The following is a 14338-nucleotide window of genomic DNA, read 5'->3' on the forward strand; positions in this document are numbered from 1 at the left end:
ATCGGTAATCCTTTTTATATTTCTCGACTATCTATTCGCTTTCTTTCTTCTAAATAACATAAGTAATCCCGCTCCAACAAACGCAAGACCAGCTCCAATTGTAGAAGCAATACTTGCACCTGTTTTCGGTAAATCACGTTCATCTTTGTTCTCACTTACAGTTGTTGTTTCTTTTGCGTTTTGATTATCTGTTGTAGTTTGTCCAGATCCAGCATTATTTCCTTCACCTGTTGGTGGTGTTGTTGGGTTTCCTCCATTATTTCCTTCACCTGTTGGTGGTGTTGTTGGATTTCCTCCATTATTTCCTTCACCCGTTGGTGGTGTTGTTGGATTTCCTCCATTATTTCCTTCACCTGTTGGCGGTGTTGTTGGATTTCCTTCACCAGTTTCTTTATCATCATTTTTCTTCGTTATATCAATTGCATATTTCGCAAATTCATTTTCAGATGGTCCAACATATGAAATCTTTCCATCTTTCTTTATATACTTTTGTGCATTTGGTGAAGAATCAAATGTTGTATTTAATTTATCTGCAACAATCGGTTTAAATGTCCAATTTTGATCAGCTGCTGGATCAATATCTTTTATTTTTTGCATATACTTCACAATGATTTGACGTGTTTCATCTTGTGATTGGTATACAACTTCCCCTTTACTTACACCTGGGAACGTTTGGCTACTTCCACGATAGTTATTTGTAGCGACGATAAACTCTTGCTTGTCAGCTACTAGCTTACCTTCATATGTCATATTTACAATACGATTAGCATTTGCATTTACAACTTTTCCATCTTTATCGTATTTCGCCGGTTGTGTTACATCAATTTCGTATTTTAAGCCATCTAAAATATCGAAGTTATATGTAGGATAGCCTATATTTACTAACGGCTGTTCTTCTGTTTTCTTTGGATCAATTTGATTAAACTGACCTGCAGACATTTCAAGCCATTCTTTCACTTGTGCCCCATTTACTTTTACAGCATATAACGTATTTGGATACACGTATAAATCTGCAACGTTTTTAATTGCTAACGTTCCAGCTGGAATATCAGTATAATATGTCGCACCGTTTCGGCCACCTGCTTTAAATGGTGCTCCTGCAGATAAAACTGGAATATCTTTAATCTTTTCGTATTCTGGTTTTTTAAGTTCTTGTTCTACATACCATTTTTGCGCATTTGTCACAATTTGTACGGAAGGATCATCTTGTACTAATGAAAAATAACTATTAATTGGTGCTTTCGTTTCACCTACATGTGTATTTACATATTCGATTGTCTTTTCATGTTCATCTTTAATTTCATTAACTAATTTTTGATCAGATTCTACTAATGGATTACCTTTACTATCAGCAATCGGACGAAGTTGCGGCTTAGACTGATCTTTTTGCACTTCCCATTTTCCGTTTACCTTTTTCAATTGCATATCAATAATACCTAAGTTACTACCAAAAACACCCGGCATTACAACTGGAACACCATTAAATACATCCTTCACTTCAGTATGTGAATGTCCCATTAATACTGCATTTACGCCAGGAACTTCTGTCGCTAAATAAAACGATGAATTTTCCATTCCTTCGTTGTATCCACTCTTATCAACACCTGAATGCGCTAGTGCAACTATAATATCCGCACCTTGCGCCTTCATTTCCGGAACTAATTTTTTCGCTGTTTGCACAATATCTTTTGCTTTTACTTGTCCTTCTAAATTCGCTTTATCCCAATTCATAATTTGTGGTGGAACAAATCCCATTACACCAATTTTCACTATTTGTTTTTGGCCTGCTTCATCCACTACTTCTTTCTCTAAAATATGATATGGTCTATCAAAGTAATGCTCGTCATTCTCATCATTACCATCATGGTCATCTCTGTAGACATTCGAGTTAATAACCGGAATTTTTGTTTTACTAGTCACTTGCTTTAAATAATCTAAACCGTAGTTAAATTCATGATTCCCAAGAGAGATGACGTCATACTTCATTAAATTCATTACACGATATAATGGATGTGTATAACTAGGATCCACACGATTCTTCGGATCTTTTATTTTATTCGCTACGTAATCCCCAAGCGGTGTCCCTTGTAATGCATCCCCATCATCAAATAGGACAGAGTTCTTCACTTCTTCACGTGCTTTATTAACGAGTGTTGCCGTTTGTACGAGACCTACTTTATTATCTGTTTTCGTTTGATAATAATCGTAATTCATTAAGTTAACGTGAATATCTGATGTTTCTAGAATTCGTAATTTAACTGTACTCTCCCCAGTGTTCTCATCTGCATGAGCTGTTGCTGGCATTACTTGCGGTGCTATAACACCAATCGCAAGAGTTGCTCCAGCTAGCATTTTTTTTGACTTTTTCACAAAAAATCCCCCTTATACAATTACCAGAAATAATGAAATGAATCCCTATCTGTCTCTAACCACATACCTTTTTTCTTCTATTAGAGACACAATTTTCATTTCACCCTGCGCTAACGAGTAGTCCCCTTAAACGCCCGATTGATGAAGACTAACAATTAATAGGAAATAAAGCTCCCACTAATTAAAGTTTCACCTTATCTGACATTATCATATATAAAGTTCTTTCCTATCGTCAATATTTTTTGACAAACTTCAACAAATTTTCTGTAAAGTTATTATAAACTTTTCATAAACATATAATATGCCCTTACATTGCTAATACTGCTGAATATGATACAATTACCAATTACAAGGAGGATGAATTTATGAAAAAAGTCATCTTAACAATTGTTTGTCTCCTCCTTCTGATCATTTCTTATTCTTATTTTGAAAAGAACGACGAGACAAAACCAAATGAATCTGAAGAAAAAACAGAAAAAACATCTACTCCAAGTTGGATTGATAAGCAAACAAACGATTCCTTTTATCATCTCGTACTAGGTGATTCGCTCGCCAAAGGATATGGATCAACACAAGGTGGATTTGCTGAATTAGCCTCTAAACAAATAGAAGCACAAATTCATAAACCAATTACTGTAGAAAACCTTGGGATAAACGGTCTTACAACAGATCGTCTCGCTAAAAAAGTTCAATCAGAAGATGTAAAGCAAAAAATTAGAGCAGCAAATATCATTACAATTAATATTGGGGGAAATAATTTATTTCGCTTAAATCGTGATGTCGGTGTTATAGACGGTATTAAAATGTTAAATAAAGAAAAAGCTCATTTTGAAGCGGATGTAAAAAATATTGTAAAGACAGTCCGAGATCAAAATCCGGATGCTTTACTCATTCTTTCTGAACTCTATAACCCGTTACAACTCGATGATTCCATCGCAAGTTATGCAGATATGTTTTTAGACGGCTGGAATGAATCCGTTTATTCCATTGCAAAAGTGAATCAACCATCTATCGTTTTGCCAATTCGTAAATTAATATCGAATGATAAAAAAGAATTGCTCTTTGACCAAGTACACCCAAATGATAAAGGCTATACGATTATTGCCGATTCATTTACAAAAAAAGTATTGGCCTACAAATATTAAAATTCCCATGAAACAATTCTATTTTTATAACATGTCTTTTTTGTTACAATGAGAGTGGAAGGGGGCCTTTATATGGAATCACGCGAGTGGGAACGTATTGTTGATCATCTTCTTTCGCTAGTGCCTCTTTTTTATCGCAAATTTATGCTTCCTGGAGAATTCTCTTCTCAAAGACATATGCCGCCATCACATACACAAGTATTACTGCTTTTGCATGAAAACGGCACATTAGCAGTTTCCGAAATCGGCAAGCGGCTAGCGATTTCACGGCCTAACATGACACCTCTATTAAACAAACTTATTCAAGAAGAACTAATAGAGCGTCATTATAGCGAAAAAGATCGACGGGTCATTTTAATTTCCCTAACAGCTGAAGGGAAATTATTAGTAAATCAGTATCAGCAATTCATTTTAGACAAACTAAAAGAAAATTTCCAAACATTATCTGAGGAAGAGCGCGAAAAGCTCATTCATTCTCTTCAAACCATTCAAAATTTAATTTTGAAAACAAACGTATAAAGCTGCTTCTAAATAGAAGCAGCTTTATGATTCGTAATAGTTACCATAGTATACATTGGAATATGGCCATGTTGTTAAATATGGGTTTTTTTCCTGTGTAGGCTGTTGTTGTGGTATTTGTGGTATTTGTGATAATTGCTGTAATTGTTGTTGCCGATATAATTCGTATTGTCTACTCGTATCATAAACCGGATAATAATTTACATATGGATATACTTGAGGTACGTAATAATAATACATTATCCTCTCCTCCTTTTTCTTAAACATATTCAAAGGAGAAAATGGATGTGACATTGTTTATAATTGTACAAGTGGTTCTCTCACTCGTTTCTTCCTTTTCTTCAAGCGTAACTTACGGTTCTTTTCGTATAAATAATGCACAACGAAATACGAAATGAGACCAAACACAACTCCTAAAATCGTCATTCCAATTAATACATACACTTCACTTTGTAATAAGCTCTTTAATATCGTAAAAATGTGACTTGAAAACAAGTCCGATATCGTAAATGGTTCATGATGAATTTTCTGTACATGAAATGGATAAATCATTTTTCCTAGCGCATACGCAAGCGGAAATAAAAATACTGGGAGAAACGATATTTTCCCAATAATATTGCCAATAACTGCCGCAGGAAAAGATCCCTTTGCTAACCTGACGATTGGATAAAATATTACATATACGAGCGATGCCGTATAAATGACTAACATTTCTAAGCCGAATCCTATAGCAAACCCTAACGATACTTTCTTTGCGCCTTCTGGCGATCGAAGCAACTTATAATATTGAAACTTTAATATTCTCCACATCCGCTGAAAAAACGAATATGTTTTCTTAGTTGTTTTCACCCTCATCATCTCTTTAACTATATTTTTATATGTAGTATGTCCTTACACACTCTGAAAAACAAATTTAGTTTTCTCTTTTATTATAAATGATATCGAAATGGTTAACTAAATATACATATGACATTTTAATATAAAAAAACCTCCCTTTTAGGAAGGCTCTTCTACATTTTTAAATAAACTCACTAATAACGCTTTTTGAGCATGCAATCGATTACCAGCTTGCTCAAAGACGATAGAATGTGGTCCATCTATAATTTCTCCTGTTACTTCTTCTTCACGATGGGCAGGTAAACAGTGTAAGAAACGATATGTTTGCTTCGCATGCTTAGCAAGTTCGTTATTGATTTGGTATGGCTGAAATAAAGTACATTTCTCTTCTTCGCCCTCTTGCCCCATGCTCATCCAAACGTCAGTATAAATGAAATCAGCTTCATTCACCGCTAATTCAGGATCATGCAAAACTTCAATTTCAGCTCCTGTTTCCTTGGCAATCGCTAACGCTTTTTTTACAATCTCTTCATTCGGTTCATATCCTACAGGCGTTGCAACAGTCATATGCATTCCGACTTTTGCACTCGCTAGCAACAATGAATGACATACATTATTTCCGTCACCTACGTAAGCCAATTTTATTCCTTTAAATGTATTTGTTTCTTCATATATCGTCATGAGGTCTGCCAATGCTTGACAAGGATGATGATCATCCGTTAAACCGTTAATAACAGGAATACTTGATTCTTTTGCAAGCTCTTCTACATCCGCGTGGGAGAATGTACGTATCATGATCCCGTCAATATACTGCGATAATACTTTCGCAGTATCTGAAACGGTTTCTCCTCTCCCCATTTGCATCTCTTTCCCACTTAAAAACATACCATGTCCCCCGAGCTGTACCATTCCCGCTTCAAAAGATACGCGAGTACGAGTTGAATGCTTATCAAAAATAAGCCCTAATATTTTGCCTTGTAATAAAGGCTCTTGCTTATTCTTTTTTAAATATATAGCGAACTCAATTAAAGAAATAACTTCTTCTTTCGTTAATTCTTCTAGTGTTAAAAGATCTTTCGTATTTAATTTCGGTACTTGTACAGTTGACATGAAACTTCCCCCTTATATGATTGATACGTTTTTTGTACAAACTACTTTTTTTATTATATATACTGCCTGTTCTAACTCTTCATTCGTGACAATGAGTGGCGGTAATAGTCTTATAACATTAGGGCCTGCTTGTAATACGAGAAGTCCTTCGTTTTCTAGTTGTTCTATAAAACTTGCAACTTCATGCTTACACTCAATCCCAATCATAAGCCCCTTACCACGTATATTTTGAATACATTCGACATGCTGTAATTCCTCTTGCAACTTCTCTAATACGTACTCGCCTTTTTCTTGTACTTCTTTTAAAAACGATGGTTTTTTGCTCACTTGCAATACTTCTTTCGCTGCAGCCATCGCGATGTAATTCCCGCCAAAAGTTGAACCGTGTGATCCTGCAGTAAACGACGTTCCGAGCTCTTTCCCGCCAATCATCGCTCCGACAGGAATCCCATTCCCAAGTGCCTTTGCAACGGTAACGATATCAGGCTCTATTCCCACTTGTTCATAAGCAAATAGTGTTCCAGTTCTTCCTATCCCCGTTTGTACTTCGTCTATAATAAATAAGGAACCAAACTTATTACATAATGTTTCAATCTCTTTCAAAAAAGATAGATCAGCAGGTATTACTCCTCCCTCTCCTTGAACTACTTCTACCATTACCGCCGCAACTTCTTCATTCATTACTTCCTCTAATGCTTTAATATCGTTAAAAGGGATATGTAAAAAAGATGGAAGTAATGGACCAAATCCTTCTTTTACCTTATCTTGGCCTGTTGCACTCATCGTTCCAAATGTTCTACCGTGAAAAGACTGCTGGCATGTTACGACGAGAGATTTTCCAGTATGCTTACGTGCTAACTTTAAAGCCGCTTCATTTGCCTCTGCCCCACTATTACAGAAAAACACATAATCTAATGCTCTATTTTCTGTTAATAATGACGCAACTTCTTCTTGTAAGCTGTTTGTAAACAGGTTAGATATATGCCATATATCATCAAGTTGCTCTTGTACACCTTTGAGAACAGTAGGGTGACAATGTCCTAAATTACATACGCCAATTCCTGATGTGAAATCTAAATATTCCTTACCGTTATTATCAATAACTTTCGTTCCAGTTCCCTTTACAAACTCAATAGTTCTTCTGCCATACGTTTGAAAAAGATGACTCGTCATGCAATACTCACCCCTTTCGTTACCGTCGTTCCAATACACTCTCCCGTAACCTCAGTAAAATCTTTTGTACCATTCACAATACTTATCTTTTGCACTCCCATTTTTAATGATGCTAGTGCCGCCTGTACTTTCGGAATCATCCCACCTGTAATAACACCTGTTTCTATAAAAGTAGCAATTTCAGATTCATCCGTTTCCTTTACCAAATTCCCTTCATGTAATATTCCATCTACATCCGTAATAAAAATCAGCTCTTTTGCCCCTAACGCGGCCGCAATCCCAGCTGCAGCATTGTCCGCATTTATGTTATAAATTTCATTACCATTTACCCCGATTGGAGCAATAACAGGAATATACCCCATATTTATTAATCCTTTTAATAAGGCTGTTTCTACATAACTTACTTCTCCCACATATCCTATCTCCTCGCTGACAGGTTGAACTTGAAGTAAATTGCCGTCACACCCTGAACAACCTACAGCAAGTAAATTATGCTTTTGTAAATTCATTACGAATTTTTTATTCGTACTTCCGCATAGCACCATTTGAACAACATCCATAACTTCTTTTGGTGTTATCCGTAATCCATCTCTTTTTTCTACGTTGATGTTACAATCTTTTAATTTGGCATCAATTTCTGGTCCACCACCATGAACAATCACTACTTTATACTTCTGTTGCAATTTCTTTATACATTCAAAAAACACATCATTTAATTGATTCAACATACTACCGCCGCATTTCACTACAATATAATCGCTCATCTTCTCTCTCCTTATGTACGATAACAAGCATTTATTTTCACATATTCATAGCTTAAGTCACAGCCCCAAGCTGATCCTGTCTCTTCACCTAAGTGTAAGTACACATTAATGACTATTTCATCTTCTTGTAATCTCTCTTTCATTTCTTCTTCAGAAAATATTTGAGGCTCACTATTTTTTAATACCGATATAGATTGAAGAGTAATGTCAATTGTGTTCGGATTAATAACTACTTCACTTTGTCCAATACTGCTAATAATTCGCCCCCAGTTTGGGTCTTCACCATGTATTGCTGTTTTCACAAGACTCGAACCGACTATTTGCTTTGCAATTTTTTTTGCCTCTTCATTCGTTTGAGCTCCTAGCACATTTACTTCTATTAACTTCGTAGCGCCTTCACCATCTTGCGCAATTTTTTTTGCTAAATCTTCACATACCTTCTGTAAAGTACATACGAAAGTTTCCCAATCTGTATGTTCCATATTTATAGGGCTTGTTTCTGATAATCCACTTGCCATAACGATGACCATATCATTCGTAGAAGTATCTCCATCTACCGTAATTTGATTAAATGTATGATTCGTAATTTGGGATAATGCTGTTTGCAATACGTCACGCTCTATATGAGCATCTGTCGTAATAAAACTAAGCATCGTTGCCATATTCGGATGAATCATCCCTGAACCTTTTGCAACACCCGCAATCGCCACTTTCTTCCCATCAATAATCATTTCATAGCAAGTTTCTTTCGTGATAAGATCCGTCGTTAAAATTGCTTCAGAAAAAGAATATGCTTCACTTTCTTCCTTCGTCGGTATAAGAGTTGCAATCCCCTTTCGGATTATATCCATCGGCAGCGGAACACCAATTACACCTGTTGAAGCTACTGCAACGTAATTTTCTTTCACTCCAAAATGTTCCGCCCCTAACGCGCGCATCTCGTATGCGTCTTGTAATCCTTGCATTCCAGTACAAGCATTTGCATTTCCACTATTAACGATAATTGCTTGTAACTTCCCTTCTGCCGTTATACTATCCTTCGTTACTTGCAAAGGGGCTGCTTGTATTTGATTCATTGTATACACAGCGGCACATGATGCTGGTACGTCACAAACGATTGCCCCTAAATCCTTTTTCTCCTTTTTCAGACCATTTACAGTACCAATTGCCGAAAAGCCTTTCGGCGTTACAATTGAACCATTTTCTAATTTTGTAATAGACGCTACTTTAATCATCATGTCCCCCTTATACATAAAGCGGCATATGTTGTAAACCTGTTGTCTCTTCTAGTCCCGCTATTATGTTTGCATTTTGAATCGCTTGCCCAGCCGCGCCTTTCATCATATTGTCTATAACAGAAACGACCGTAACTCTTTCAGTTCTTTCATCGTAAGCTATGCCAATATCACAATAATTTGAGCCTCTCACTTCTTTTGGACTTGGAAATTTCCCTTGCGTACAAATTCGGATGAAAGGCGATTGTTCATACGTTTCTTCATACAATTTTTGAAGTTGCTTTATTTCCATCTTTTGTTTTACTTTTGCATAAAGTGTAATCATAATTCCTCGTGATATCGGTATTAAATGTGTGCTAAATGTAATTGGCTGTGATTCACTATTCCATTCTGTAAGCATTTGCTCAATCTCTGGAACGTGCTGATGCTGGTTTACTTTATAGATATGTAAATTATCGTATAGCTCAGGAAAATGAGTCATTGTTGTTGGTGTTTTTCCTGCTCCTGATACCCCTGATTTCGCATCAATAATAATCGAATCTTCTTCAATCATGCTACTACGTATTAACGGCGCTATCGCTAGCAATGTGGCTGTAGCAAAACATCCTGGGTTTGCAATTAAATTTGCCTTTTGAATCCCAGTCCTTTTCCATTCACTTAACCCATACACTGCTTTTCTAAGAATTTCTTCTTTCGCTGCTGGCCTTTTATACCACAGTTCATATGACGAAGGATCTATCATACGAAAGTCTCCAGATAGGTCAATTACTTTTAAACCTTCTGCTAATAACTTGGGAGTTAACTCCGCCGATACTCCTGCTGGGGTTGCTAGAAATACGATTTCTGCTTCTTTTCCTATCGTCTCCACATCAATTTCTTGTAACGTATGAAAAAGGACATTTCGAAGATGCGGATATACATTTGTTATACACTCACCAACTTGTGAAAAAGAATGGAGAGATGCTATCGAGAAATATGGATGTTGTTCTAATAAACGAATTAACTCAATGCCCCCATATCCAGTGGCTCCAATAATTGCGACTTTCATAAGTTCCTCCTCATATCGATTCTTTAAATTAAGTATGATTATAATATTGTATATTTATAGAGTCAATTAAATATTTATAAATTTTTAAATCTAAAAAAACTTAATTTTATTAGAAAAATAATATACTCAACCGAATTTTTATACAAAAATAGTGCATAGTAGTTTTTTTATTTCACTTCAAGTACAATAAAACAATACATACGTACATACAGGCGGGGAAAAATATGAACGAAAAATTAATTGAGAAAATGATTATAAAAAGTTTTCAACAATATCAATGCAGTCCAATATCAAAAGAAGATCAGGAAATGCTAGTGAAACATATTCAAACGGTGACTCATTCAAATATTGAAATTGATTTATACGAGGAAATTGAGGATATTGTTTATGATTATGTAACTGGAAAACAATAAAAAATAGGAGATTTCCATATGGAAATCTCCTATTTTTTACTTAATGATTTACCTGCTACACGTTCAAATAAACCTGGGAATAAAGCATAAAGTTTCGGGCCAATTCCCATCCACTTCGGTAAGTTTACTTCACGTTTTTTCGTGTGCATCGACTTTACGATTTGTTCTGCTACGTATGTTGGTTTTAACATGTAACGTCCCATATTCTTTACATATGTACCAGATTGATCCGCTATTTCAAAAAAGTTTGTATCTATCGGACCTGGATTAATTGCTGTAACATAAATATCTGTATTCGCTAATTCCATGCGTAAACTATTCGTAAATCCTAATACGGCATGTTTCGTTGCTGCATAAGCACTCGATTTCGGAGTTGCAATTTTTCCAGCAAGTGAAGCAATATTAATAATATGCCCTTCATTCTTGTTTACCATATAAGGTAGTACCGCTTTCGTACATGCTACTAATCCAAATACATTTACTTGGAACATATCTTTTACTTCACCCATTGACGCATCTTCAAACGTTTTAAAAATACCAAATCCCGCATTGTTTACTAATATATCAATACGTCCCACTTCTTGTAATACCTTTGAAAAAACAGACTGTACTTCCATCTCTTCACTTACATCTAATACATAATAATAGCAAGGCGTATTATAAGTTTCTTTAATTTTGTCTACTAACGCTTGTAGTTTCTCTTCTGTTCGAGCCATTAATACTGGAGTCGCTCCCTGTGCTGCAACTTGCATTGCAACTTGCTCACCAATCCCACTAGAAGCACCTGTAATGACGATTACTTTATTTTGTAAACGTCCTGTCATTGCTGTCACCTACTTTGCATAATAAATCAATTGTTGCGATGACTCATCAATCATCACTTGTTGATTATATGCTAAATAGTCCAATTGTCCAACCGTTTCTGAAATAGTAAGTGGTAATTGTTCTTTATATAATACCGGAAATAGTTTTACACATACTTCAAATGCTGTCATTGGTTTTTCCTTTAATAACTCAAGTACTTTAAAAGCACGTGTTTCTTGCTTTTGTAATCTCGTTTCAATAAGTTGTTTCACATTTAGAACATCTTCCCCATGCCCTGATAAAATGCGTGAAATATTCATTTCGCTTAAACGCTGTAATGTTTGATTATATTGTAGTAATGGGCGTGCCCGTTCTGTTTGCCCTTCATATGGTGGTTCTAGTATTGGATTCGAAGAAATATGACTAATGAGAGCATCTCCACCAATTAATATTCCATCAGATTCTCTATATAAAGAAATATGAGTAGAAGCATGACCTGGTGTTTCAAGCACTGTAAATCCAGGCAAAGAATTAATACGATCTCCTTCTCTCACAGTATGCGTTAACGATCTATTACAAGAATATTTAAGTGTCCTCGTCGTCAATAACGACTCGTCTTTCAAAAATGCTACTGGCACACCAAACTGTAAGGCCGTCTCTCTAAAAAATTCATGATACCGCTTTAAAAACTCTGGATTTTGTGTGATCCAAGGCTCATTCCAAGGATGTCCAATAATATTCGTCTTCTCAGAAAATATATTTAAAAGTCCACAATGATCTGCATGATGATGCGTAATGACTACTGTTTCAATATCTTCTATCGTATGTCCTAATGTACCTAATTGACTTTCTAACGCATTTCTTGCCTCTTCTGTATTCGTCCCTGTATCAATTAATGTTAATGTCTCCCCCTCAACTAAAAACACATTCACAGTTTCCACTGCAAATGGTACAGGAATCTCCATTCGGTGAATCGCCGTCATGCTTAGCCCCCCTGTCTCTTTCCGGTTCAAAAATGAATACTTCTTCAGTTTACAACTTCTATATATATTTGTCATTATTTTCAGATAAAAAGAGGTGTTTCCTATAAAAAAACGAATGTATGTACATTTATAAGAATTTCTAACCAAAATTAAAGGAGGAACATCATGTCTATTCAAAACATTTCCTTTCTCGGTGCAGGCTCTATTGCTGAAGCTATTATTGGTGGCTTGTTACATGCAAATGTTGTTAAAGGTGAACAAATTACTGTAAGTAATCGTTCTAACGAGACAAGATTACAAGAGCTACATAAAAAATACGGTGTCAAAGGTACTCATAATAAAAAAGAATTACTTACTGATGCAAATATTCTTTTTCTAGCAATGAAACCAAAGGATGTTGCAGAGGCGCTTATCCCTTTTAAAGAATACATAAATAATAACGTGCTTATTATTTCATTACTAGCAGGTGTTTCTACTCACTCAATTAGAAAACTACTTCAAAAAGACGTTCCAATTATTCGTGCAATGCCAAATACATCCGCAGCCATTTTAAAATCAGCTACCGCTATCTCCCCTTCGAAACATGCAACAGCGGAACATATTCGCACTGCAACATCTTTATTTGAAACGATTGGTCTCGTCTCTGTTGTAGAGGAAGAAGATATGCATGCTGTCACTGCATTATCCGGAAGTGGACCTGCTTATATTTATTACGTAGTGGAAGCTATGGAAGAAGCTGCAAAAAAAATTGGTTTAAAAGAAGATGTTGCAAAATCACTTATTCTTCAAACGATGATTGGTGCTGCTGAAATGCTAAAAGCAAGTGACAAACACCCTTCTATTTTGCGAAAGGAAATTACTTCTCCTGGCGGAACTACCGAAGCAGGTATTGAAGTATTACAAGAACATAAATTTCAACAAGCACTTATTTCTTGTATTACACAGGCAACGGAACGATCACATAATCTTGGAAAAACATTAGAACAACTAACAAAAGAAAAATAAAAAAAGGAGCTCAAGTTTATTTGAGCTCCTTTTTCTATAATTACACTTAGTTATTGTTCTTCCCAAAAATCTCTTCTTGCAGGCGACGACCAGTCGGCGTTGCTGCAAGTCCACCTTCCGCTGTTTCACGAAGTGCTACTGGCATCGTTTGTCCGATTCTAAACATTGCCTCAATTACTTCATCACATGGAATTGTACTCGTTACACCAGCTAATGCTAAATCTGCTGAAATCATCGCATTTGCAGCTCCTGCTGCATTACGTTTTACACAAGGTACTTCTACAAGTCCTGCAACAGGATCACACACTAAACCAAGCATGTTCTTTAATGAAATTGCCATCGCTGTAGCTGCTTGATCTTGTGTTCCACCAGCCATCTCAACTGCAGCTGCAGCCGCCATTCCACTTGCTGAACCAACTTCAGCTTGGCATCCTCCTGCAGCACCAGAAATACAAGCATTATTCGCAACAACCATACCGAAAGCTCCTGCTGTAAATAAGAATTCAATCATTTCTTCACGTGTAGGCTGCAATTTTTCTCTTAGCGCAAATAGTACACCTGGCACTGTTCCAGCAGACCCTGCTGTTGGTGTTGCACAAATAATTCCCATCGCTGCGTTTACTTCATTTGTTGCAACAGCTTTGCTTACTGCATCCAAAATCGTATCTCCAGATAAGCCTTTTCCACTCTTCATATACGCTTGAACTTTTACAGCATCTCCACCAGTTAAACCAGTTGGTGATTTCACGCCGCGAATACCACGTTCTACTGCTTGTTCCATCACGACTAAGTTCTTTTCCATACCAGCAATTACTTCTTCACGTGAAATACTTCTTGTTTCCATTTCACATTGAATCATAATTTCTGCGATTTTTACATTTTGTTCTTTAGCTTGCGCCACTAGTTCCGCTGCGTTCCGAAACATGGTGTGT

General features: G+C 36.1%; 15 protein-coding genes. 4 read left to right on the forward strand and 11 right to left on the reverse strand.

The window, feature by feature from the left end; genetic code table 11:
• Positions 1-27: 27 nt before the first annotated feature.
• Positions 28-2370, reverse strand: a complete 2343-nt coding sequence (gene cpdB, locus MHH27_RS21235; RefSeq protein ID WP_097924735.1) for a bifunctional 2',3'-cyclic-nucleotide 2'-phosphodiesterase/3'-nucleotidase — start codon at positions 2368-2370, stop codon at positions 28-30.
• A 365-nt stretch (positions 2371-2735) separates the two neighbouring features.
• On the opposite strand from cpdB, the gene MHH27_RS21240 reads away from it, so the two are divergent.
• Both MHH27_RS21240 and MHH27_RS21245 read left to right on the forward strand, forming a co-directional pair.
• Entirely contained in the window at positions 2736-3515 is a 780-nt protein-coding gene (locus tag MHH27_RS21240; protein ID WP_065222895.1) for a GDSL-type esterase/lipase family protein, read from the forward strand.
• Positions 3516-3587: 72 nt separating this feature from the next.
• Positions 3588-4034 carry a MarR family winged helix-turn-helix transcriptional regulator gene (locus MHH27_RS21245; protein WP_000445819.1) on the forward strand — a complete coding sequence of 149 codons (447 nt, stop codon included), beginning with the start codon at positions 3588-3590 and terminating at the stop codon, positions 4032-4034.
• Positions 4035-4058: 24 nt separating this feature from the next.
• Here MHH27_RS21245 and MHH27_RS21250 read toward each other — a convergent pair whose 3' ends face one another.
• From MHH27_RS21250 to argC, 7 genes are all read right to left on the reverse strand, one after another.
• Complete coding sequence (locus MHH27_RS21250; RefSeq protein ID WP_340943990.1) at positions 4059-4274, reverse strand: hypothetical protein; 216 nt, start codon at positions 4272-4274, stop codon at positions 4059-4061.
• A 57-nt stretch (positions 4275-4331) separates the two neighbouring features.
• Positions 4332-4892: a DUF2062 domain-containing protein gene (locus MHH27_RS21255; RefSeq protein ID WP_002005691.1), complete on the reverse strand. Its 561-nt coding sequence runs from the start codon at positions 4890-4892 to the stop codon at positions 4332-4334.
• Between the two features lie 138 nt (positions 4893-5030).
• On the reverse strand, positions 5031-5981 hold the full coding sequence (gene argF, locus MHH27_RS21260) for an ornithine carbamoyltransferase (RefSeq protein ID WP_340943993.1): 951 nt from the start codon (positions 5979-5981) through the stop codon (positions 5031-5033).
• 12 nt (positions 5982-5993) lie between these two features.
• A complete protein-coding gene (locus MHH27_RS21265; protein WP_000200552.1) occupies positions 5994-7154 on the reverse strand; it encodes an acetylornithine transaminase in 1161 nt (386 codons plus the stop codon).
• A complete protein-coding gene (gene argB, locus MHH27_RS21270) occupies positions 7151-7918 on the reverse strand; it encodes an acetylglutamate kinase (RefSeq protein ID WP_001286796.1) in 768 nt (255 codons plus the stop codon). Before argB ends, MHH27_RS21265 begins: the two co-directional genes overlap by 4 nt.
• 11 nt (positions 7919-7929) lie before the next feature.
• Complete coding sequence (gene argJ / locus MHH27_RS21275; protein WP_141541670.1) at positions 7930-9153, reverse strand: bifunctional glutamate N-acetyltransferase/amino-acid acetyltransferase ArgJ; 1224 nt, start codon at positions 9151-9153, stop codon at positions 7930-7932.
• Positions 9154-9163: 10 nt separating this feature from the next.
• Positions 9164-10201, reverse strand: a complete 1038-nt coding sequence (gene argC, locus MHH27_RS21280) for an N-acetyl-gamma-glutamyl-phosphate reductase (RefSeq protein WP_340943998.1) — start codon at positions 10199-10201, stop codon at positions 9164-9166.
• A 224-nt stretch (positions 10202-10425) separates the two neighbouring features.
• Between argC and MHH27_RS21285 the strand changes: the two genes are divergently transcribed.
• Positions 10426-10614: a YqzH family protein gene (locus tag MHH27_RS21285; protein WP_001003222.1), complete on the forward strand. Its 189-nt coding sequence runs from the start codon at positions 10426-10428 to the stop codon at positions 10612-10614.
• A 29-nt stretch (positions 10615-10643) separates the two neighbouring features.
• On the opposite strand, the gene MHH27_RS21290 is transcribed toward MHH27_RS21285, so the two are convergent.
• Together MHH27_RS21290 and MHH27_RS21295 are read right to left on the reverse strand one after the other, a co-directional pair.
• Complete coding sequence (locus MHH27_RS21290) at positions 10644-11438, reverse strand: SDR family NAD(P)-dependent oxidoreductase (RefSeq protein WP_000147794.1); 795 nt, start codon at positions 11436-11438, stop codon at positions 10644-10646.
• A 9-nt stretch (positions 11439-11447) separates the two neighbouring features.
• Positions 11448-12401: an MBL fold metallo-hydrolase gene (locus tag MHH27_RS21295; RefSeq protein ID WP_000125135.1), complete on the reverse strand. Its 954-nt coding sequence runs from the start codon at positions 12399-12401 to the stop codon at positions 11448-11450.
• Between the two features lie 165 nt (positions 12402-12566).
• Here MHH27_RS21295 and proI point away from each other — a divergent pair, with 165 nt between their 5' ends.
• Positions 12567-13406: a pyrroline-5-carboxylate reductase ProI gene (proI, locus tag MHH27_RS21300; RefSeq protein ID WP_053563686.1), complete on the forward strand. Its 840-nt coding sequence runs from the start codon at positions 12567-12569 to the stop codon at positions 13404-13406.
• A gap of 46 nt (positions 13407-13452) precedes the next feature.
• On the opposite strand, the gene sdaAA is transcribed toward proI, so the two are convergent.
• Complete coding sequence (gene sdaAA / locus MHH27_RS21305; protein WP_000489461.1) at positions 13453-14331, reverse strand: L-serine ammonia-lyase, iron-sulfur-dependent, subunit alpha; 879 nt, start codon at positions 14329-14331, stop codon at positions 13453-13455.
• Between the last annotated feature and the right edge of the window lie 7 nt (positions 14332-14338).

This window comes from Bacillus sp. FSL L8-0152 (genome assembly GCF_038006365.1).
Classification (GTDB): domain Bacteria; phylum Bacillota; class Bacilli; order Bacillales; family Bacillaceae_G; genus Bacillus_A; species Bacillus_A cereus.